Below are 21,073 nucleotides of genomic sequence, written 5' to 3' on the forward strand. Positions count from 1 at the left end.
ACTGAGTCTCTTCGACTGCGCTTTCGCGAAAGCCGGGATCGTCCTACCCCCAAGAGATCAAGTCAACTCTGGGCTGGCCACGGCCGGGGCAAGCTGCGCGATAGAATTAGGACGGTGTTTACCCAGCCATGGCCGGTGTGGAGCGCCTCAGACTCTGTCGGCCCTATAAGGCAGAGCAAAGTGTCCGATGGCCATGGAAAGATCGAAGCGTGTTGACAAGCCAAGAACCGAATGCGGATGCCATCTCTCGGCATGCCCGCGGCGCCTATTTCACGCCCGAACCCATCGCCCGCTTCATGACCGAATGGGCTTTGGAACATGGAGCACGACGGATCCTTGAACCGTCCTGCGGTGAAGCTCAGTTCTTGCGTACCGCACACCAAGTGCTTACCACGTCCCAAACAACCGGGGAATTACACGGTGTGGAGTTACATGCGCCCTCCGTGCGAGAAGCAATGCGGCTACTCGCTCAGGATGGAGCCCGCGCGCAAATCCGCTGCGGTAACTTTTTTGAGTTCGACGGAAACGCGGATATGGATGCCGTCATTGGCAACCCACCCTACGTGCGCTATCAACTACACCGAGGAAACGAGCGTACCCTCTCGCGCCGCGCAGCAGCCGCCGGAGGAATAGAGCTAAACGAGCTTGCCTCTGTCTGGGCCGCGTTCGTTGTCCACGCCACGAGCTTCCTGCGCACCGGAGGCCGGATGGCTTTGGTGCTGCCGGCAGAACTGATGTTCGTGAATTACGCGGCGCCTGTGCGCTCCATGCTGCTCAGCCGCTTCGCGGAGGTGAGCCTGGTGCTTTTTGACGAACGGGTCTTCGCTGATGCCCAAGAAGAAGTGGTGTTGCTCCTGGCCGATGGGTATGGCCATCAAGGAAAAAAACACTTCCGATTGCATCAGGTTCCGAATGCTGCAGCTTTGGGCACGCTGTCCGAGGGGGTGCTGCACACCGTTGAGCAGACCGAGGAACGCTGGACGAGCTCATTGGCTACTAGTGAGGCGCGCGGAATTTATAGCCACGCGCTCGCCGAAGCCGACTTCGTGCCCCTGCAGGCATGGGGTGAAACGTCTTTAGGGGCGGTCACCGGTAACAACAAATGGTTTACGCGTACCGCTGCACAACTGGACGACCTGAAGCTGGACAGCACCGAGGTGGTGCGGATCTCTCCACCGGGGTCCCGACACCTACGCGGACTTGAACTAAGCGAAGCCCAGTGGCAGAAACTCAGCGCGCAAAACGCGGCTACCTACCTGTTCCGACCCGAGGGGAACGCGTCGGTAGCCGGTGAACGTCTGATTGCTCAGGGAGAACTCGCGGGGGTTGATCAGGCTTATAAATGCCGGGTTCGTAGTCCTTGGTGGCGGGTGCCACTGGCCTCGGTTCCGGATCTGTTTATGACCTATATGAACGCCGACACCCCCCGGTTAACTACCAATACGGCAAACGTGCACCATATTAACTCCATCCACGGTGTGTACTTGGGCGCTGATGTGCGTGAGCTGGGACGAGACCTCTTGCCCTTGGCCTCCTTGAACACGCTGACCATGCTGGGTGCGGAAATCGTCGGTCGGTCCTACGGAGGCGGGATTCTGAAACTCGAGCCCTCCGAGGCAGATAAGCTTCCGGTGCCCTCGGCACGTCAGATCCGGCGGTTCACACCCCAGTTACAAGCGCTTAAACCTCAGGTCGCTAAGCTATTGCATGAGGGGCACAAACAGCGAGCCACTGATTTGGTGGACGAGATTGTGCTCGGAGGCATGCTGAACCTTGAGCAACAGGCACAGAACATTCTGCGAGAGTCTCGGATGAGCATGCTGCTGCGGCGCAAAACGCGCGGTAAAAGAGTCAAAAACTAAGGGCGGTATGGGGCACGAGAAAACCCTGGCGTTTGCCGAATTTGATGCGGCATTATCCAGTGCGGCGAAAACATCCCCGTGGCTTCTCGACGGCAAGGTGCAGAACGCATTTCAGCCTTCGTACGAGCTGCTCGAGCAGCTGCTGAGTATCCCCATTCGATCCAAAGCGGTGACTCGCTCGGGGCGTTTCGCCCAAGGCGTGGATGCCTGGCTGGCCCATGAACTTCGCCGTGCGGGTTTTGACCCGGATCTGGTCTGGCCCCGACCCGAAGCGCCTCGGGTACTCTCCGCCGATATCTTGGAGCTATTACGCAAGCTACCAGAACGCCTTGCCGAACAGGTGCACGAGGCCATTCTGGCGGGCAAGGCTGGAAGTACCGATGCGCGGATTCTCGGGCGCGCCTATATGAAGCAAACCGATGTGGTGATGAGTCACTGGTCCAGAGGGCCGGAACTGTTGCTCAGCACCAAAGCGATGACCGCTTCCTTCGGCAAGAACTTAGCTAACCGCTATGAGGAAGCCTATGGGGATGCAGCAAATCTGCGTGCGCGCTACCCACTGGCCGCTGTTGGATTCTACTTTGTCCAACGCGCCACAATCCTCAAGACCGAACCAGCAGCATTTCGCCGCACCATCGACATGATCCGCAAATTGCGTGACTTCGGGGATGGGTACGGGTACACCGCCACCGGGTTGCTGCTCGTGGACTGGGATGAGAACACGAGCAGCCCGCAGGTGAACGTTGTCCACGGGGAAGTTCCCGAGGACGTTGCCACCGAACAGTTCATGACCAAGATGGTCGACGCCGTCCTACAAGTCACGCCCATTGACTTGCACGAAGTGGCTCGGATGCGTCGTGAAGGACTAGACGAACCGGTCAGTAACGTGGATCCCGCCGCAGAGTTGCAAGACCCACTGTTCTAACCGGCTACCGGCTCCAAACCGAATCCAGCATCCGTTCCCTGATTCTTCGCAATTAAGGAACTGGACGGCTGCGCAGCGGTGATTGGGGCCGCCAGGGGTGTGCCGGTGGCTTGATCGAGCGGGAGTTGGACAGCCAGCTGTGACTTGCGCGGGTCTTGTGAAACTTCCGCAGCATGCGGCAGCTGATGAACCCACTGTTTGGCAAGTGGGGTGGTCTGATAGATGAATAGTCGCTGCTGATCGTATTCATATTCGCGCTCTAAACTCCACAAGTCGGAACGCTCGTAAAATGCCCACGAAGCTGGGTTGCCCGCGTAGATGACAGTAATGGGGTTGGCACCTGCGCGTAGGGCATGTTCGAGCCGCAGCGAGGTGACATGCTGCCGAATCCCCATGCGACGATACCGTGGGTCTACGCTCATGCACCCTAGCTCTACCGCATCCATCAACTCAGTGGGTGCCACGATCGAATCGTGCACAATACCGGCGGCAATCAACAACCCTGCATCACGAACCGTCACCACCACGCTGGCGCGATCCATTTTTTGGTTCCAGCGAGCATTGACTTGTGGGTAGAGATGGGCCATTTCACGACGTTCAGCGTCGGTGGGCGGCAAAAATGACAGGGCATAGCACAGTTGTGGAAGCACTGGGTACGGTCCTAAAAATCAAGAACGAACGAAATGGAGATTTGCTACCCCAGCGTTTTGCAACGGAGGGCAACGGTTTCGTTGGCCTTTAGGGGACCGTTGCCGGCGGCTTCCGGCAGCTTCCTTGTAGGGCCCAGTTGTGTGGCCTGTAGAGAGCCACAGAAAAATTATGCGGCCCAGAAGCGAAAGGAACAAGTTGGAACAGGGGCTGAAATGTTAAATCTAGGTTAACTGTTTTTACTGCTGTTTTCGGCACCGATTGGTCGCCGAATGTTGTCGAAAAATCCATGGTCAGAGCGGTAAAGCGCGGGGCTGCAAGTGCCGATTTGGTGACCGCTGAAAATGCCAGTAATATCGTTTAGGTGCTACGGCGAGAGCCGGTAGAACACCTTCTATGGATCTTTAGCTCAGTTGGTTAGAGCGTTCGCCTCACACGCGAAAGGTCGCTGGTTCGAGTCCAGTAAGATCCACCAGTTCATTATTGAAAACCTCACCCCACACACTGTGTTCGGGTGAGGTTTTTTGTTGTGCTGCATAGTTCCGAAGAGCGCGGGGGTTGTCTAGGCCACCGAAACCAATAGAATGAATTAGAGTTCATTCTAAGGGGCGGGCATGGCAAGAACGGCGGAGCAAAACGCCGCGATGCGTGAGGCGACGCGCGAGGCCATTGAGGATGCGGCCGTGAGGGTCTTCGCCACCCGTGGATTCGCCGCGTCGAAGATCAGACACATCGCTGCGGAGTCTGGGCTTAGTGCTGGTTCGATCTACCGTCACTATGCGAGCAAGGAAGCGCTCTTCGACGCATTACTGAACACTGCCTCACGCGGTGTACAGGCGGCGGCGCAGACGCTCTCCAGTGATGCGGAACCACTGACTTTGGTGCGTGGTTTCACCCGTATCCTGCTAACTGACCTGGCATCCGGCGGTAGTGAAGCCGCGTTTTATCTCGTCCTGAATCATGCCTTCTTGACCGATACCCCGCGTGGTTCCGCCGCTCGATTGGCTGGGAGCCAACGCGCGTTATGGGATGCCTTCGCAGCGCTCATAGCTCGCGGTCAAGCGTTCGGGCAATTCGTAGACGGTGATCCTCATCGTCTGACGGCCTACTACTTCGCGATGCTATCCGGCACCGCGAGCATGCGAACGCTAATCCCAGACGGAATCACCGAACAGGACGTCGATCTAGTGCTACGCCTGCTTACTGAAATGAGATAGTTATGAGCCTCGAAATCAAACGCGGAGATGAGCTAGGGGAGCAATACCGGCGGGTCATCACCGAAGTGCTCGTTCAAGGTTTTGCTGAGGACTTCGAATACTTCTCGAAGAACTCCCGAGAGTTAGCGAACGCATTCGAACATATGGTCATCTTGGAGCGCTTCTATGTGGCGCTGCTCGACGGGGAAGGCGCCGCAATCGCATCCGTCACCCAAGGAGCCGAGGAATGCTTCGCCCCGGACCGCGCTCAGATGCAGCGTGCTCTGGGACCGATCCACGGTCTGCTTAGTTATTTTATTGTCAGAAGCCAGTTTCTCGGCGCATACCAAGGCGCACGCCCCGGGCTGGCCGAGTTGGCCTTTGTCACCACTGTGCCTAAACATCAGGGGAAGGGCGTGGCTACCGAGCTACTGAAACACCTGCTGCAGCTGCCCTATGACGAGTTCGTGCTGCGTGACATCAAGGACACAAATACTCCGGCGCTCGGACTCTATCGAAAACTCGGGTTCAGTGAATCCAGTACGCGTCCGGTGAGGTTCGCCAAGCGGGCGGGGTTTGCCAGATATGTGTCGATGAGTTTGCGATCGGACGCGGGGTCACGCTGACTAACGCTGCTCTTAAATAGCGTTGCAGATCCATCGCAGCATCGGGGTTCGGGTGCGTATTCACGCACTAAGCCTTCGCATCGCCGCGATGAGAAAACCCGCCGAAGTCAGGTTCGGCGGGTTTTTCAGATTTTCACAGGGGTGAGTTTAGCGACCGAGCATATCAAGGACCAACGGTTTGACTTCGGTTCCCAGCAGATGGATACCATGCATCATTGTTTCGTGGGGCATGGTGCCTTGCGAGTACTTGATGTCCACCCGGCTAAGTCCCAATTCCTTGCTGAAGCGAACAATCTTTTCCGCCACCGTCTGCGGGCTGCCGGCCAGCATCGCGCCGTCGCGTCCCATGGCGGCCTGCAAACGCATTTTGGAGGCCGCGGGCCAGCCGCGTTCGGAACCTAACCGATTCATGGTGCGCTGGTAATGCGGCCACAGTAGCTCCAAGGCTTCCTCATCGCTCTGTGCCACCAGGCCGTGGAAGTGGGCCGCTACTTGCTGTGGCTGTTTGCCGAAGGATTCCAAAGCCTTGTGATAGAGGGTCACGAGGGACTTGAACGCTGCGGGCTGGCCGCCGATGATGGCTAGGAACAGCGGTAGGCCGTGGCGCGCGGCACGAATTACCGACTCCGGGCTGCCGCCCACCCCCACCCAGGTGCGGACCTCAGAACTTTCTAGGAAAGGGTATATCTGCTGGTTATTCAGTGCCGGGCGTAACTGGCCAGACCAGCTCACCGGTGTGCCATGTCGCAAGCGCGCCAACAACTCAAGCTTTTCTTCGAAAAGCTCCTCGTAATCGTTCAGGTTGTACCCGAACAGTGGGAAGGACTCCACGAAGGAGCCCCGTCCGGCAATAATCTCTGCCCGGTTGTTGGAAAGCGCCTGCAGGGTGGCGAAGCGCTGGAATACGCGCACCGGGTCGTCGCTGGAAAGCACGGTGACCGCGGTACCTAAATTAATCCGTTCGGTGCTTTGCGCCAGCGCGGCAAGGACGATCTCGGGAGCACTGATTGCGTAGTCATCACGGTGGTGTTCACCGATCCCAAAGAAATCAAGACCCGAAGCCTCGGCGTGCTGGCCCTCGGTGACCACATTGCGGATCACTTGAGCATGGGAGAGTAGTTTGCCCTCGGCATCTTCGGTAATATCTCCGAAGGTTTCCACACCTAACTCTAGGGGAGCGGCACCGGGAAGCTGCGTAGTCATCAAGAACACCTTTCCACAAAATAAATGCTTTTGCATCTAATACTGGTAACTGCGGGGCGCCGTCGATTCATTCCCCAGACGCTGTCCGGGATATCACAGCGATGCTGAGCATAATTCAGCTTGGATCCAGCCTAAGCCCGGATTCGAGGTATATCGTGAAGTCATAGTAAAGAATCTTTGGGTAAGGAGGATGGATCAGTGACTTCGTCGGACCAGGAAGCGCAGTCCTTGCAGGACGTGAGTCCCGGGCAAGACCCTGACCCCAAGGTCTCAAGCCTCCCGCGTATCGCTACGAATGAGATCCGCCTCGGAACCCCCATGGAGTTCAACGAGCCTAGTCAGACCCTAACCTCCGCATGGCCATTGGCAGACGCGTCTGTGCCGGAGGAGATCGAAAATAGTACGGTCACCTCGGCGGACGCGGCAGATCCCAATGCTCGCACAGGGCAGGTAGTAACCGAACACGGGTTGACGGTGGTGCCCACGCGCGCGAACCCGGTGGCGCGTCGGTTGCTCGCTAAGATGTGGGTTTCTGATGCCCCGCCCACCCAAGCATTGCCGGTGGTGGAGCGTTTGCGTGGAACGCCCTACGCAAATCCTAGGGTCACCTCGGACACCGACCAGCTGGCTCGACCAGTACTCGAATTTGCGCTGGACCTAGCCGAAACCCTGTTTCGCTATGGAGCCGGAGCATTGGAAGCTGAAACCAGCGTCATTGCGGTGACGGCCGCGCTAGGACTGAAAAATGTTGATGTGGATGTCACTAACCAGTCAATTCACCTGAACTACATTCCCCGCGAGGGAGAAGGGCACTCGGTACTGCGGGTTGTGCGCTCGTCGACCGCCAACTTTGCTGGTTTAGCCCTGGTGCACCAGCTAGTATCCGACATTATTTCCGGTGGGGTCAGCGCCACCCAAGCTTCTGCGCGACTGCAAGCCATTATGCGTAAGCCACGCCCGTTCCCACGCTGGTTTGTCGCCACCGCGCGAGGAATCTTCGCGGCGGCCTTCGTGCTGTTTATCGGCGGCTCAGCGTTGGGAGCATTGATCGCTTTCGGATCCTCCTGGCTGGTTTCGCAGGTCATGAAGTTCGGGGGACGCTGGAGCGTTCCAGAGTTCTTCACGGTTGCCGCATCGACCTGTGTGGTCACGGCCGTTGCCCTCATTGGGTTCGCCGCCCAGGTGCCCATCGATCCGGCGCTCGTCGTTGCTGGCGGTATTTTGCTGCTCTTACCTTCGGTGCGTTTCGTCTCGGCGCTACAGGATGCGATCAACGGCTTCCCCGTCACCGCGGTGGGCCGAATATTCTCGGCCGGCCTAGTCTATGTGGCCATCTTGTCGGGTATCTCAGTCGCGCTCGTGGCAAGTGTCTTGCTCGGCAGTGCGCAAGTCACCGTCCAAGAAATTCAGCAAGTCAGTTACCCACAGTGGTTCATGCTGATTCTTGTTGCCGTGGCCATTGCCGCCGGTGCGGTATCGGAGCAGACTGCCAAGAGATTGGTGCTGCCCACGGTCGGTATCGCCGTCATCGGCTATCTGGTGATGCTCGGTTGTCAGATGTTAGGGCTGGGGGAGCGGGCCACCCCGGCGGTGGTGGCAACGGTGATCGGTTTCGCGGCACGTTTCACCGCGGAGAAGTTTCGCGCGCCGCAACTCGTGATTGCCTCCCCGGCGGTCTACTTTATGCTTCCCGGTCTAATGGTTTTCCGCTCCATGTACGGGATCGTGTTGGAAACGGAGACCATGGCCATGGCCTTGGTGGAGATGTTTAACGCGTTCGCGATTATGTTCTCTATCGCTGGTGGCGTGGTATTCGGCGATACCTTGTGCCGACCCCTGATTGCTGGCGCACGGCGTGAACGAAAGCGGATTCGACGCCGCTAACTGAGCGTCACGGCAGTTGCCAGGAAATTTCCTCACGTCCCAGCGCGCGTAATTCCCGGTTGATCGCGCTGAAGGGTTTCGACCCAAAGAAACCCCGAGACGCAGATAAGGGTGAGGGGTGAGCGCTGCGCAGAATGATCGACTGATCCAGTTGCGGAGCCAACTTTTGTGCCTGGTTGCCCCAGAGCAGCGCGATCACCGCAGGACTACACCGGTTCAGTCGGTCGATAACAGCAGCAGATATGTGCGTCCAGCCGATTTTCTGATGCGACCCAGCTGCTCCAGCCCCAACCGAAAACACCTGATTCAGTAGCATCACGCCTTGATCTTGCCACGCGCTCAGATCGCCGTGAGCTGCCGGGGGAATACCTAAATCGTCGTGGAGTTCGCGGTAGATGTTGCTTAAACTCCGTGGTAAAGGGCGCACCTGTGCTTCAGTCGCGAAGCTAAGCCCGATCGCATGCCCCGGGGTAGGGTACGGATCCTGACCCACGATGAGCACCTTAACTTGTTCTGCCGGTAGTTCTAACGCACGCAGCATCAGGGCTGGATCCGGCAGGAGGCGCTCGCCGGCCTGTGAACGTGCGGCCAATTCTTGGGCTATCCCACGCAGCTGTGCGCTGAAAGGCAGGAGCGTGGGAACCCAACTTTCATCGATCAAACCGTTGCGGGCTAAGGCCTGTGGGCCGTGAAAGAACGGGAAATCCTCGGGTGTATAAGTTGGCAGGGCAGGTTCGGGATTGGTTTCGAATAGGGCGGGTTGGTCGCTGCTCATAGCTCCCATTGTTCCCGTTCTCACGTTGGGAAGCGATCGGCCAACGCGATTTGAGTGACGAAGATGGTTAGAATTGTCTTTGGTGTACTTGCGCTGAAGATCTTTCGGTGCGTGAGGTAGCGCCGTCGGTCCAAGAGTGGGAATGAGGTGAACGAGCATGGCAGACTCGGGAATTCTGGCGGATTTTGTAATGAATCCAGACAGTGAGTTGGATGAGCGTTCGCAACAGATCCTAGCCATGGAGCGGCTGTGGTGGAAGTACGCCGGGGCCAAGGAGCAAGCAATTACCAAACAGTTTTCCGTTTCACCGGCAAACTATTACCAATTGCTCAATCAGTTGATTGAAACCGATGCAGCGCTGGCCTACGATCCCATGCTGGTCAAACGTTTGCGTAGACTACGTACTACTAAGCGTCGTGTCCGCACCGGTAACAACAGTACCGTTTCCTAAGCGGTTCGTTACCGACGACCGGTAAGACATCGAACAAGGACGAGAATGACCAACTACCCACGTGACGAATTCGATCGCGTTCCGGAGTTTAATACCCGCGTCGGCTCACACCACGCAAACGGTTGGGCGCAGGCTGCTGCCTCTGACGGTAAGGGTGGAAAGTTCCGTTGGGTTGCCATGGCTGCCGTGCTGGTGCTGTTGGTTGGTGCCGTGTCCTACTTCTTCTTCGGTCCCAACGGGCAAATGCAGTTGTTGGGATCTAGCCCGAGCGAATCGCCCTCGGTAAGCCAAAATGCTGATGACGCCCAATCCAGCCCCAGCCCCTCCGCATCACCAACCCCGTCGAGCACGATCGATGACTCCGAAGTGCTCTTTGAGCAACTAGTTGGGGTATATAACGGAGCTGAAATCGCTGGTATCGCCGGATTTGCGCAGCAGGCATTGCTCGAAGCAGGTTTTGAAGAGAGCTACAGCGATGACTGGGTCCGGTTCGAGGAAGAATCTGCGGTGTACTACACCGTGGAAAGCTACCGGACAACCGCTGAAAAGGTCGCCGAGGTCCTAAATATTGACGAGGTCTATCAGACTACCAATATTCCTAATCGGCTTACCGTAGTGCTCGGTGCGGATGACCCGCTGGAGTTTACAGAATCCGTTCTGGGTAATCAGTAGGAATCTTTCGAAAAACTTCTTCGCTCACAGCCAACCAGCTTGCACTCGAGGTGTGAGAGTGCCAATATTTGTATTAGCACTCTAATGCGTTGACTGCTAAAGCGGGTTGGTTGGAACGGTTAAGTATTCAGCGTTCTGCTTTAGTGGAAAACCGCGTTTCGGAGTAAGAAACACCTCAGATAGCGAGAGCTAGTACACGTGGTGGCCCGATGCCGCTACGAGAACACTCGTCCGTCGCGGGCGCTGTCTGGCGGTTGCATTTTCGCATGATAGTCCCGAAAGGACCATTAGCCACTATGGCCAAGATGATTGCATTTGACGAGGAAGCACGCCGCGGACTCGAGCGCGGCCTGAACACCCTGGCAGACGCCGTAAAGGTTACCCTGGGCCCACGCGGTCGCAACGTTGTCCTGGAGAAGAAGTGGGGCGCGCCCACGATCACCAACGACGGTGTCTCGATCGCTAAGGAAATTGAGCTCGAGGATCCGTACGAGAAGATCGGCGCAGAGCTGGTCAAGGAAGTTGCCAAGAAGACCGACGATGTCGCTGGCGACGGTACCACCACCGCAACCGTTCTAGCTCAGGCTCTGGTCAAGGAAGGTCTGCGCAACGTCGCAGCCGGCGCTGACCCGATTGCCCTGCGCCGTGGGATCGACAAGGCCGTCGAGGCCGTCACCACCGAGCTGTTCGCAGCTGCCAAGAAGGTTGAATCCAAGGAGCAGATTGCTGCTACCGCTTCGATCTCCGCTGGGGACAACGAAATCGGTGGCCTGATTGCCGAAGCTCTGGACAAGGTTGGCGAGCAGGGTGTTATCACCGTTGAAGAGTCCAACACCTTTGGCCTGGAGCTGGAGTTGGCAGAGGGTATGCGCTTCGACAAGGGCTACATCTCCGCTTACTTCGTGACCGACGCAGAGCGCCAGGAAACTGTCCTGGAAGATCCGTACATCCTGGTCGTTAACTCCAAGATCTCCAACGTCAAGGACATGGTTGGTCTGCTGGAGAAGGTCATGCAGTCCAACAAGCCACTGCTGATCATCGCCGAAGATGTCGAGGGCGAAGCTCTGGCTACCCTGATCCTGAACAAGATCCGTGGTCTGTTCAAGTCGGTGGCTGTCAAGGCTCCTGGCTTCGGTGACCGCCGCAAGGCCATGCTGGCCGATATCGCCATCCTCACCGGTGGCCAGGTTGTTTCCGAGGAAGTCGGCCTGTCGTTGGACAACGTTGGTCTGGAAGTTCTGGGTACCGCCCGCAAGGTCGTTATCACCAAGGACGAGACCACCATCGTTGAAGGCGGCGGCGAAGCCGACGCCATTGAAGGTCGCAAGAACCAGATCGCTGCCGAGATCAAGAACACCGACTCGGACTACGACCGCGAGAAGCTGCAGGAGCGTCACGCAAAGCTTTCCGGTGGTGTCGCTGTGCTGAAGGCCGGTGCCGCAACCGAGGTGGAGCTCAAGGAGCGCAAGCACCGCATCGAAGATGCCGTACGTAACGCTAAGGCAGCCGTTGAAGAGGGCATCGTCGCCGGTGGTGGCGTGGCTCTGATTCAGGCTGGCGCAGCTGCATTCGCCAAGCTGGAGCTGGACGGCGACGAGGCAACCGGTGCGAACATCGTTCGCGTGGGTATCGAAGCCCCACTGAAGCAGATCGCCCTGAACGCTGGTCTGGAGCCAGGCGTTGTTGCCGACAAGGTCAAGGGTCTGGCCGCTGGCCACGGCCTGAACGCTGCCACCGGCGAGTACGTCGACCTGCTGGAAGCTGGTGTCAACGACCCAGTGAAGGTGACCCGTTCGGCACTGCAGAACGCTGCATCGATCGCTGGTCTGTTCCTGACCACTGAGGCTGTTGTCGCAGATAAGCCAGCTCCAGCTGGCGCTGCTCCAGCCGGTGGCGATGACATGGGCGGCATGGGTGGTATGGGCGGCTTCTAGCCTCCCGCGTTACTCCGACGCTTCGGCGGGCCTGCACTATCCTTTCAAGGGGTAGCGCAGGCCCGCTGCGTCTTTAACACTATTTAGTGCCAAGCCGCCAATCGGTCTAACTCCGCACGCACATTAGCTCGTGCCGTGACCTCCCAACGGTCTTGGCCAGTGAGGGTGGCGTAGATTCGATCTTTGGCCAGTAACGCACAAAGAATTCGACTACGTCCGCGAGCGAAGTCAGCACGCGGGACATGGGCGTACTCTTCGGCAATGGCCAGCGTGTAGCGTTGGTAGGCGGCTGCTGGCCGGGCTAAAACTTCTAAATCGGCATCGGAGAAAATCTTGCCTAAATGGTCGTGCGGTTTCGGATCATGATGCTTAGATAGCAGTACGAGCCGGTGTACTTCATCGCGTACCGCAGCATTGGTGTGTCTGGAGAGCAGATGCTGAGCCATCCGTGCCGAATCCGCCTCATCTTCTTCGGTGCCTCGATAAACGGCATCGTGGAACCAAGCGGTTAATTCCAGAATGCGGCGTTCATCGGGGTCAAAGTCGGGCTCGGTGAGTAGATCCAATGCTTCCAGCACGGAGAGCAGATGTACTCGATCATGATACTTGCGGTGACTTTCACTCCACGCCGCGAGTAGCTGCCGTCCGAGCTCCGGGGCCGGCAGGGTGCGGGCAAAGCGGCGTAGAAGCACGCCGTCGAGTTTCTCGGGGCGGAAACGGCTGGGAATTCGGATGCCGGAGGAAATTAGCCGTCGGACGAGTTCCCCGGCCGATACCTCTTGGGCGCCGGCCCGCAGCAGTTGTTGGTAGCGGGCCTGCGGTACATCGTAATGATCGCGATCGAAAGCCCTCTGGGGCACCTGTTGCTCACGGGCAAAGGCATGCAACTCGTCTAAGGAAGTATCCGAGACCAAATGTGAGAAAAACGTGTTGTGCGCTGGCCAGAGCGGCGGGTCGATCAAGATGCTCATTTTTCCAGCGTACCTAAACGACCCGCGCAACCGGTTAGAAACGGAACATCGAAGCGTTCACGTTTTCAACTTCTTCGTACTGTGCGGAAGCGTGTTGTAGGGCTGTGGCGATAGAAGACAAGGATTCTTCGATGCGCACATGCGTTGAGCGCCATTCGGCCATGATCGCGTGGAATGAGGAGGCTGCCGTGCCCTGCCACGTACCTTCGAGTTGGCTGAGATTGGTGGCCATCGCAGTCACCTCGCCGCGTAGCCGATCGATGGTTCCCATGACTGCTTGTGCCTTGACTTGCATGTCCCCGGTATCGGTGGAAAACGTACTCATGATCTTTCGGACCTTTCACCCGTTACTAGTGGAGGTCTTAGCTTAGAGCCGGGGACAACGCCCGAAGCGTGAACGTCTGCGGCCTGTGGACAGGCCTTAGTCGTCCTCGGGTTCTTCCTGTAAGGGAATGTAGGGTAAGTGCACGGCGAGGGTCGCGCCGCCGCCAGGGGTATCGCGTAACTGAACGTCGCCGTCGTGTTGTGCCACGATGGCAGCTACGATCGCCAAGCCGAGGCCAGAGCCACCGGTTTCACGTTGCCGAGAGCTGTCGGCCCGATAGAAGCGTTCAAAGATTCGCCGCGCATCCTCTTCGGGAATCCCCGGTCCGTGATCTCGGATCTCAATGACCGCATCAATTTTGTCATCCACTAAGGAACGCACCCCCACCGCGATCTCCAAGGGAGAGTCATCCGGGGTATATCGCAAGGCATTAGTCAGCAGGTTGGCGATGACCTGACGAATACGGGCATCGTCACCGCGGGTGCTGGCTGGAGAAGGGACGGCAGAGTGAAGCCCGACAAGCCTAACTGTGCGCTGCGGAGCCCGGACCCGAGTATCCTCCACTGCGTCCTGTCCCAAAACCAAGAGATCAACCGGCGCCATTTCCAAGGGGCGTTGCTCATCCAAACGGGCCAGCATCAACAAGTCTTCAACCAGTCGCGACATCCGCTTGGACTCGGCTTCGATCCGGCCCATGGCCGAGTCTAAAGCTTCAGGTTCGGCTAGCCCGCCAAAACGGTAGAACTCCGAATAGCCCTGAATCGTCACCAGTGGAGTGCGTAGCTCGTGCGAAGCATCTTGAATGAAACGACGCATTTTGCGTTCGGACCGTTCTCGATCCTTAAAAGCCGCTTCAATTTGCGCCAACATGGCATTCAGTGAGCGCGACAAACGACCAACTTCGGTTTCTGGCGGGTAATCGGCCACTCGTTGGGTCAGGTCGCCATCGGCGATTTTCGCTGCGGTGCGCTCCACCCGAACCAGCGGTAGGAAGGATCGGGTGGTCACACCATAAGCGATGACCGACATGAGTATGGTCGCTAACATCCCGGTGGAGAGGACCAGCAGGCTCGACTGCGAAACAGTGTGCTGGACGGTATCCAAAGGTAAGGCGATGAAGAGGTTGGTCTCCGACTTTGGCATCGGCACCACCATGGCCCGCCACCCCGGACTGGTGGGGTATTGGCCAGGAACCATCACCGGGTTCCACGCGTTGCGTGCCAGCTCATCGATTTCTACCGGCGAGAGTAAGGGGTAATCCGCGCCAGCGGGTGTCGCTCGTCCGCGCGGCATGATGTACACAATTTTGCCGTCCATATCGCGAATGTCAGCGTAGACGTGATTTATCCCCAAGAGGGTACTATCCAACCCCTCTTCACCGCCGGGTTCCTGGTCCAAAGAGTACCGGTAGGCTTCGGTCAGTCCATAAGACAGTGTCGGAGCAGCCACGCGTAGCTGTTCATCGATCTGTTTGGTTAGCGAGATCCGCAAGGATTGCGCGGAACCAACCGCGGTGGCCACCACACCCAGCATCATCAGGCCGCACATGAGCATGACCAATTTGGTACGGAGGGAGGTACGCCGCCACACGTGCATCAGAGCCTGCATATCTCGACTCTACCGTTCTAGTTCAACGGGTGTGCACTAGCGACGTTCGGGGGTGCGCATGAGGTAACCGACACCGCGCTTGGTCTGGATCAACGCGGACCATTCCGGACGGTCGATCTTGCGTCGCAAATACGAAATATAGGATTCAACGATCGAGGCATCCCCATTGAAATCGTATTCCCAGACGTGGTCCAAGATTTGCGACTTGGACAGGACCCGGTTCGGGTTCATCATGAGGTAGCGAAGTAGCTTGAACTCGGTGGGGGAGAGATCGATAATTTCTCCCGCGCGACGCACCTCATGCGCGTCGTCATCCAGCTCCAGATCGGCCACCACTATGGTGGCGTTCTCTTCCTCGCCGGCGTGGGTGCGGCGCAGCACGGCACGGATGCGGGCTACCACTTCATCGAGGCTGAAAGGCTTGGTTACGTAGTCATCGCCACCAACGGTCAGTCCAGCCACCTTGTCGCTGGTGTCATCCCGGGCGGTGAGGAACAGGACCGGGAAGTGCCGCCCGGAAGCCCGCAGCTTTCGGGTGATGGTGAAGCCATCCATATCGGGCAGCATGACATCCAGCACGGCTAAGTCTGGTTCACCGGCTTCGACGGCGGCCAAGGCTTCGCGGCCATTGGCGGCAGCTACGACCTCAAACCCGGCAAAACGCAGGGAGGTCGATAGTAGTTCACGGATATTCGGTTCGTCGTCGACGACCAGCAACTTAGCTTCAGGGGTCTTAGCGCTCATAAGATCCAGTTTGCCCAGAGTTTCTGGGAGTTGGCTGGGCGTCGTCTGTTAGGAAATCTTGCTACTTAGTCGCGATTACGCTGTCTGATGTTATTCACCACGATTAATCCACCGAGAATAAAGGCCACGGGCAGGCCGTAGAGACCGAAGGCCATCACCAGCGTGGGAATGTGGATTTCTTGGAAATACATGACCAACACGGCGACCAATGCGGCGCTGGAAACCAGTGCCAACAGGATGACAAAACGGGATAACCAAGACATGGCTGCGGAAGTGGTACTCACAATGTCTAACGATACAGCGTGCGACCGGAAGTGGCATGGGAAGCCAAAAGATGAAGTGCAGCCCCACTCAATGACATAATCTAGATAATTCGACTTGAAGCACGACCGTTGATTGAGCACCTGGTAGAACTATGGTCTTTCCCAGTTAGATGCTCCGCGGCGTGAGTTGGCAGGACGCGAAGGCCTCAACCTTGGTTGGTGGCGTATAAGCAAGGTACAAAGAACGAGGTAAATGATCGTGCCTAGTGGCAAGGTTAAGTGGTACGAGAAGTCCAAGGGATTCGGCTTCATCACCGCAGATGACGGCAAGGAAATCTACGTTAACGCCTCGGCGTTGCCGGAAGGGGTCTTTGACCTTCGTCCGGGAACCCGGTTGGAGTTCGGAATTGCCGAGGGGCGCCGGGGTCCGCAGGCGCTGAGCTTGCGAGTGGTCGACGAGGCCCCCTCAGTGGCTCGCGCGAAGCGTAAGAAGCCCGAGGCCCAGGCGGTGTTAATTGAGGATCTGATTAAGTTACTGGATCAGGTTTCGAACTCGCTGCACAAGGGGCGCTATCCTGAACAGGCATATGGCAAGAAGGTTGCTACCGTGCTTCGCGCGGTAGCCGACGATCTGGACGCATAAGACATGGCTCGTAAACCAAAGCTCGACACCGTGCTCGCCGGGGCCGTAGAGACCGCACGGCTTGCACTACGTGAAATCGCCGACGACGCGGAGATCGGCGAGCACTGTGGTGCTGCGGTTGAAGGCGAGCGACTTGTCACCCATCGATTTGTCTCCCTGCGCGAGGGCTACCGCGGTTGGACTTGGTTTGTCACCTTGGCGCGTATTCCGCGCGCCAAGGCTAAAGACGCCACTGTGTGCGAACTGGGAATCATCCCCGACGAGCAAGCCCTACTAGCTCCAGCGTGGGTGCCGTGGGCTGACCGCTTAGCGCAGGAAGAAATCGACGCCGCGCAGCAGGAAGCTGAGATCGCTGAGTCGGGTGAAACCCCGGCTGCGGAAGAAAATTCCGAGCACGTTCAGCTTGAAGCGCAGACTACCAGCGCTAATGAGTCGGTTTCGGTAGATAACGTGGAGTTGGCTGAGGTGAGCGTCGAGGACACCGACGCGACTACTGGAGCCGCACAGCCTGCACGTCGTCCCGTGCGCCGTCGCCGCACCGCACAGCGGACTGCGGCGCGTCGTCGGGCCGCAGCGCGCAATCGCTCGCGGAAGACCAGTGACTGACCGCCACTCAGACTGAACAAACTGATGCTTAAATAACAGAGCGGGGAAGCGTAAAATCGCTTCCCCGTTCTGTTTCTCGATTCTAGAGTTGCTCGATGACGTAATCGATGCAGTTCAGCAGAGCTTGAATATCACTTGGCTCGATAGCCACGAAAGTGGCGATACGTAGCTGGTTGCGACCCAGCTTGCGGTATGGCTCGACATCCACCACACCGTTGGCGCGCAATGTTTTAGCAATTGCCGCGGCATCGATCTTCTCATCGAAGTCGATGGTGGCAATAACGTTCGAGCGGTGCTCCGGGTTCACCACATATGGGGTGGTAATCTCCTTAGCCTCGGCCCAAGCGTAGATCTTGCCCGCGCTTTCTGCGGTGCGCGCTGCAGCCCACGTGAGCCCCCCGTTGGCGTTGAGCCACTGGATCTGTTCGTTGAACATCACCAAGGTGCCCAGCGCAGGGGTGTTATACGTCTGATTCTTCAGCGAGTTATCCAGTGCAGTCTTCAAATTCAGGAAATCTGGGATCCAACGATCGCTGGCAGCGATCTCTTCGATGCGAGCGATCGCGGCAGGCGAGACCATAGCGATCCAGAGGCCACCGTCGGCAGCGAAGTTCTTCTGCGGCGCGAAGTAGTAGACATCAACTTCGTTCAGATCCACATCCAAACCACCGGCAGCGCTGGTGGCATCGATAACTACCAGAGCGTCGGGGTTGGCCCCAGCCACACGCTTGACCGGCGCGGCAACACCGGTGGAGGTTTCGTTCTGCGCCCAGGCGTAGACATCAACATCGGCTTCAGCGATTGGCTCTGGCAGGGAGCCAGGTTCGGCGGTGATAATGGACGAGGCGGCGAGGAAGGGCGCGTTATCGGTAGCCTTGGCGAACTTCGAGCTGAACTCACCAAAGGACAGGTGCTGCGCCTTATTGCGTACCAAGCCGAAAGCTGCCGCATCCCAGAACGCAGTGGAACCGCCTACACCCAAAAGTACTTCGTATCCCTCGGGGGCGTTGAATAGCGTCTTTAGCCCCTCCTGAACCGAGGCGACCAGGTTTTTGACCGGAGCCTGACGGTGGGAAGTACCCAGCAGTTTAGGCCCTGCCTCTAACAGTGCCTGAACCTGCTCGGGGCGAACCTTCGAGGGGCCAGCGCCAAAGCGGCCATCTACGGGCAGAAGGGATTGTGGAATGGTGATGCCGGTGCTCATCGCGCTCCTCTTGTAGCGTTAGAATTCAAAGCGCATTCGGTCTGGGCCAGTCGGGTCCGGTCAGGAATAAAAAGGCGTTCCGAAGACGTTCACTTAGTATCTTCGCAAACCCACCGGCGAAGTCTGAAAATCGTGTCATGAGTATTCGAGCACTTTCGAAGATGTTGTGCGCTAGTTAGAGACGTAGACAGTAGAGTGGGTATTGACGTCTCTTAACCTATTAGCGATTAGTATTTTGTTACTTTCAGGAGTGGCTGCCGTGTCTGACCTTATCGATACAACTGAGATGTACCTGCGTACCATTCTTGAGCTGCAAGAAGAAGAAATTGTTGCGTTACGCGCTCGCATTGCCGAGCGTTTGGGACATTCCGGTCCGACCGTCTCTCAGACCGTGGCACGTATGGAGCGTGATGGGCTGGTTGTCGTCTCGACTGATCGTCATCTAGCCTTGACCGAAAAAGGTCACGAACTGGCAACAAGCGTGATGCGTAAGCATCGCTTGGCCGAACGGTTGCTTTCCGACATGATCGGACTGGACTGGGAATACGTGCACGAAGAAGCTTGCCGCTGGGAACACGTCATGAGTGAGCGTGTTGAGCAGCGTCTTTATGAATTGCTGGGGAAGCCTACGGCGTCTCCATACGGTAATCCGATCCCAGGACTCGAGGTTCTCGGCGGCCCAAACGTGGCGGAAATCTCATATGAGGTAGAGAACCTCGATGATGCGTTAGAAGCGGGCAATGCTGGCCCGGTAGCCATCGAACGATTGGCCGAGCCGATTCAAACTGACCCCATCCTTCTGGGTCAGTTGAATGAAGGCGGAATCAAGCCCGGAGCAGTGGTAACGCTAGAGCGAGCCGACGATTATTTGGTCGTTCGAGTGGCTGGAATCGAAGGCGCACTTGAGCTTCCGGTGGAAGTTAGCAGCCACATTTTTGTGCGTGCTGGCAAAAGATAACGAAATTGTAACTTTAGCGTTTGACCTGTAGTGTGAACTGCTGGTGGCATCTGTAGGATGCCGCCGGCAGTTGCTGTTTAACCACCGAGTATTGCCTACAACAGGGCTGCCTAAGCAATTTCAAGGGCAATAGCGGGGGACCCGAACTTTGACGCGATCAGGCGTCTTGGGGTGAAGTCATGTCTCCTTAGAGGCGTGTCCGGATGATTCTCAGGATCCGAACCCGACAGCTAACTTCGCAGGTGTATGACGTGAGAGGGAAAGTTTTGGCAGATATCAAGCCAACCGGTCGGCGCAGAGCCGAGAATGTTGAGGTTGACCCAACATTCGAGATCTTGCGCGATATCAGTGACCGGCCAGCAGGGCGTCGTGCCCGTCGATCGGCAGCAGTGGCAGAGGCAACTCCGGTAACGGAACGCAACCATGCCGGCCGTCGTTACGAAGGAGTTCGCCGTTACGGCGTCGCTCCGATGCAGGCCGACCTAGCGGCTGAATTTGCCGATAATGTCATCCCTCTTGCTCCGCACCGTGTCAGCGCACCTGCCGCTGAGCCCGCAGATGACGCACTCTTTGAGGCGATTCACGCCCCGCAACAGCCTAAGAGCAAGCTCGGTTTCACTCATAAGGTTGCGGCTGTTGCCGCGGTTTCAGGCCTGACGCTAGCGGCAATCTCCCCGCAGTTCTCTAGTGACGCAACGGATTCCTTGGCTAGCGATGCCCAGCGCACGGCTACCAGCGCCGTGGTTGATGTCAAAGCTCCTGGAAGCGGTGAACTTCAGGTGCAGCGCGCCGCGATGACTTCGGATCGCTCCGAACAAGTTGTTAAGGAAGAGCGTTTTAGTGAGGTGCTCACTGCTTCAGGTGGTGATGTCTCGCGTATCGCTACTCCCGGGCTGCTTGATCGACCGCTGGAGTCTAACCGCATCACTTCGCCTTTCGGGCACCGAAAAAACCCGACCGGCCCCGGTTATATGAACCACAGTGGTATTGACTACGGAGTCGCCTGCGGCACTCCGGTGATGGCTGCCGCATCGGGTACCGTGACCGTTTCTAACTGGGCTGGACACTCAGGCAAGCGCGTGACCATCTCGCATGGTAACGGTCTGGAAACGGGCTACAGCCACAATTCAAGCTTGATCGCCAAGGTTGGACAGAAAGTCGAACGTGGTGAAGTTATCGCTCTGAGCGGCACAACTGGCAACTCAACCGGCTGCCACGTGCACTTCGAAGTGATTACCAATGGTCAATTCCAGAACCCTGCTGGATGGCTATAACGAAGTTTGTCACCCTTTCGTGATCAAAATGTGACAATTGAAAAAAGTTCATGTAGGCTCATCATCGTGCTTCAGGGAAAACCGGGAGCGCAATTGCATGTAAACCGAACACTGTCAGCATGCAATGACTAGATATACACAACTCGTATGACAGTGGCGGGGGAACCAAATATCGGGTGTTTGGCTTAGGTCAAAAACCCTTGGGGTGAAGTGTGAAGAGAAGGCAACTTCGAATCCACCGAGGTAACTCCACTTCGAACCCGACAGCTCACCTCGCAGGTATCAAGGAGAGGCAATAATT

At 57.3% G+C, this 21,073-nt stretch carries 21 protein-coding genes, 1 tRNA gene and 2 riboswitches; of the genes, 13 read left to right on the plus strand and 9 right to left on the minus strand.

The genetic code is table 11. From position 1 onward, the window contains the following. Positions 1 to 209 precede the first annotated feature (209 nt). Together ACQQZ8_RS02655 and ACQQZ8_RS02660 are read left to right on the plus strand one after the other, a co-directional pair. Positions 210 to 1,862, plus strand: coding sequence for an HsdM family class I SAM-dependent methyltransferase (locus tag ACQQZ8_RS02655; protein WP_431711170.1), 1,653 nt, complete (start codon positions 210 to 212; stop codon positions 1,860 to 1,862). A gap of 7 nt (positions 1,863 to 1,869) precedes the next feature. Then, positions 1,870 to 2,787 (plus strand): hypothetical protein, encoded by a 918-nt coding sequence (locus ACQQZ8_RS02660; RefSeq protein ID WP_431711171.1) that lies wholly within the window; start codon positions 1,870 to 1,872, stop codon positions 2,785 to 2,787. Here ACQQZ8_RS02660 and ACQQZ8_RS02665 read toward each other — a convergent pair. Then, on the minus strand, positions 2,784 to 3,437 hold the full coding sequence (locus ACQQZ8_RS02665) for a GNAT family N-acetyltransferase (protein ID WP_431711172.1): 654 nt from the start codon (positions 3,435 to 3,437) through the stop codon (positions 2,784 to 2,786). The genes ACQQZ8_RS02660 and ACQQZ8_RS02665 overlap by 4 nt on opposite strands. 396 nt (positions 3,438 to 3,833) lie before the next feature. Between ACQQZ8_RS02665 and ACQQZ8_RS02670 the strand changes: the two genes are divergently transcribed. The 3 genes from ACQQZ8_RS02670 to ACQQZ8_RS02680 all read left to right on the plus strand — a co-directional run bounded on the left by ACQQZ8_RS02670 (position 3,834) and on the right by ACQQZ8_RS02680 (position 5,257). Then, positions 3,834 to 3,910: transfer RNA gene (locus ACQQZ8_RS02670), tRNA-Val, on the plus strand. A gap of 139 nt (positions 3,911 to 4,049) precedes the next feature. Next, a complete protein-coding gene (locus ACQQZ8_RS02675) occupies positions 4,050 to 4,652 on the plus strand; it encodes a TetR/AcrR family transcriptional regulator (RefSeq protein ID WP_431711173.1) in 603 nt (200 codons plus the stop codon). A 2-nt stretch (positions 4,653 to 4,654) separates the two neighbouring features. Then, the gene (locus tag ACQQZ8_RS02680; protein ID WP_431711174.1) at positions 4,655 to 5,257 is read left to right on the plus strand and encodes a GNAT family N-acetyltransferase; all 603 of its coding nucleotides are present in this window, start codon (positions 4,655 to 4,657) and stop codon (positions 5,255 to 5,257) included. A gap of 147 nt (positions 5,258 to 5,404) precedes the next feature. On the opposite strand, the gene ACQQZ8_RS02685 is transcribed toward ACQQZ8_RS02680, so the two are convergent. Then, positions 5,405 to 6,460 (minus strand): Atu2307/SP_0267 family LLM class monooxygenase, encoded by a 1,056-nt coding sequence (locus ACQQZ8_RS02685; RefSeq protein WP_431711175.1) that lies wholly within the window; start codon positions 6,458 to 6,460, stop codon positions 5,405 to 5,407. Between the two features lie 198 nt (positions 6,461 to 6,658). On the opposite strand from ACQQZ8_RS02685, the gene ACQQZ8_RS02690 reads away from it, so the two are divergent. Beyond that, the gene (locus ACQQZ8_RS02690; protein ID WP_431711176.1) at positions 6,659 to 8,344 is read left to right on the plus strand and encodes a threonine/serine ThrE exporter family protein; all 1,686 of its coding nucleotides are present in this window, start codon (positions 6,659 to 6,661) and stop codon (positions 8,342 to 8,344) included. A gap of 7 nt (positions 8,345 to 8,351) precedes the next feature. Here the strand turns inward: ACQQZ8_RS02690 and ACQQZ8_RS02695 are convergent, their stop codons facing one another. Then, on the minus strand, positions 8,352 to 9,119 hold the full coding sequence (locus ACQQZ8_RS02695; protein ID WP_431711177.1) for a uracil-DNA glycosylase: 768 nt from the start codon (positions 9,117 to 9,119) through the stop codon (positions 8,352 to 8,354). A gap of 157 nt (positions 9,120 to 9,276) precedes the next feature. Here ACQQZ8_RS02695 and ACQQZ8_RS02700 point away from each other — a divergent pair, with 157 nt between their 5' ends. The 3 genes from ACQQZ8_RS02700 to groL all read left to right on the plus strand — a co-directional run bounded on the left by ACQQZ8_RS02700 (position 9,277) and on the right by groL (position 12,176). Then, positions 9,277 to 9,570, plus strand: coding sequence for a DUF3263 domain-containing protein (locus tag ACQQZ8_RS02700; RefSeq protein ID WP_431711178.1), 294 nt, complete (start codon positions 9,277 to 9,279; stop codon positions 9,568 to 9,570). Positions 9,571 to 9,615: 45 nt separating this feature from the next. Further along, the gene (locus ACQQZ8_RS02705; protein WP_431711179.1) at positions 9,616 to 10,242 is read left to right on the plus strand and encodes a LytR C-terminal domain-containing protein; all 627 of its coding nucleotides are present in this window, start codon (positions 9,616 to 9,618) and stop codon (positions 10,240 to 10,242) included. Positions 10,243 to 10,538: 296 nt separating this feature from the next. Beyond that, a complete protein-coding gene (gene groL, locus ACQQZ8_RS02710; protein ID WP_431711180.1) occupies positions 10,539 to 12,176 on the plus strand; it encodes a chaperonin GroEL in 1,638 nt (545 codons plus the stop codon). An 83-nt stretch (positions 12,177 to 12,259) separates the two neighbouring features. On the opposite strand, the gene ACQQZ8_RS02715 is transcribed toward groL, so the two are convergent. The 5 genes from ACQQZ8_RS02715 to ACQQZ8_RS02735 all read right to left on the minus strand — a co-directional run bounded on the left by ACQQZ8_RS02715 (position 12,260) and on the right by ACQQZ8_RS02735 (position 16,108). Further along, positions 12,260 to 13,147 (minus strand): DUF4031 domain-containing protein, encoded by an 888-nt coding sequence (locus tag ACQQZ8_RS02715; RefSeq protein ID WP_431711181.1) that lies wholly within the window; start codon positions 13,145 to 13,147, stop codon positions 12,260 to 12,262. A 34-nt stretch (positions 13,148 to 13,181) separates the two neighbouring features. Next, positions 13,182 to 13,472, minus strand: a complete 291-nt coding sequence (locus ACQQZ8_RS02720; protein WP_431711182.1) for a WXG100 family type VII secretion target — start codon at positions 13,470 to 13,472, stop codon at positions 13,182 to 13,184. A gap of 96 nt (positions 13,473 to 13,568) precedes the next feature. Next, a complete protein-coding gene (locus ACQQZ8_RS02725; RefSeq protein ID WP_431711183.1) occupies positions 13,569 to 15,080 on the minus strand; it encodes a sensor histidine kinase in 1,512 nt (503 codons plus the stop codon). A 36-nt stretch (positions 15,081 to 15,116) separates the two neighbouring features. Next, positions 15,117 to 15,824, minus strand: coding sequence for a response regulator transcription factor (locus ACQQZ8_RS02730; protein WP_431711184.1), 708 nt, complete (start codon positions 15,822 to 15,824; stop codon positions 15,117 to 15,119). Between the two features lie 65 nt (positions 15,825 to 15,889). Continuing rightward, positions 15,890 to 16,108, minus strand: a complete 219-nt coding sequence (locus ACQQZ8_RS02735) for a hypothetical protein (RefSeq protein ID WP_431711185.1) — start codon at positions 16,106 to 16,108, stop codon at positions 15,890 to 15,892. A 238-nt stretch (positions 16,109 to 16,346) separates the two neighbouring features. On the opposite strand from ACQQZ8_RS02735, the gene ACQQZ8_RS02740 reads away from it, so the two are divergent. Continuing rightward, a complete protein-coding gene (locus tag ACQQZ8_RS02740) occupies positions 16,347 to 16,730 on the plus strand; it encodes a cold-shock protein (protein ID WP_431712115.1) in 384 nt (127 codons plus the stop codon). A gap of 3 nt (positions 16,731 to 16,733) precedes the next feature. Continuing rightward, positions 16,734 to 17,336 (plus strand): DUF3027 domain-containing protein, encoded by a 603-nt coding sequence (locus ACQQZ8_RS02745; RefSeq protein WP_431711186.1) that lies wholly within the window; start codon positions 16,734 to 16,736, stop codon positions 17,334 to 17,336. Between the two features lie 82 nt (positions 17,337 to 17,418). Here the strand turns inward: ACQQZ8_RS02745 and serC are convergent, their stop codons facing one another. Further along, entirely contained in the window at positions 17,419 to 18,540 is a 1,122-nt protein-coding gene (gene serC / locus ACQQZ8_RS02750; RefSeq protein ID WP_431711187.1) for a phosphoserine transaminase, read from the minus strand. Positions 18,541 to 18,799: 259 nt separating this feature from the next. On the opposite strand from serC, the gene ACQQZ8_RS02755 reads away from it, so the two are divergent. Both ACQQZ8_RS02755 and ACQQZ8_RS02760 read left to right on the plus strand, forming a co-directional pair. Beyond that, positions 18,800 to 19,498, plus strand: coding sequence for a metal-dependent transcriptional regulator (locus tag ACQQZ8_RS02755; protein ID WP_431711188.1), 699 nt, complete (start codon positions 18,800 to 18,802; stop codon positions 19,496 to 19,498). Between the two features lie 97 nt (positions 19,499 to 19,595). After that, a riboswitch (cyclic di-AMP (ydaO/yuaA leader) is annotated at positions 19,596 to 19,759 on the plus strand. Beyond that, on the plus strand, positions 19,750 to 20,772 hold the full coding sequence (locus ACQQZ8_RS02760; protein ID WP_431711189.1) for a M23 family metallopeptidase: 1,023 nt from the start codon (positions 19,750 to 19,752) through the stop codon (positions 20,770 to 20,772). It overlaps the preceding riboswitch by 10 nt. A 125-nt stretch (positions 20,773 to 20,897) precedes the next feature. After that, positions 20,898 to 21,069: riboswitch (cyclic di-AMP (ydaO/yuaA leader) on the plus strand. Positions 21,070 to 21,073: the final 4 nt, after the last annotated feature.

Origin of the sequence: Glutamicibacter uratoxydans (genome assembly GCF_050753455.1) — a bacterium.
GTDB lineage: Bacteria > Actinomycetota > Actinomycetes > Actinomycetales > Micrococcaceae > Glutamicibacter > Glutamicibacter uratoxydans_A.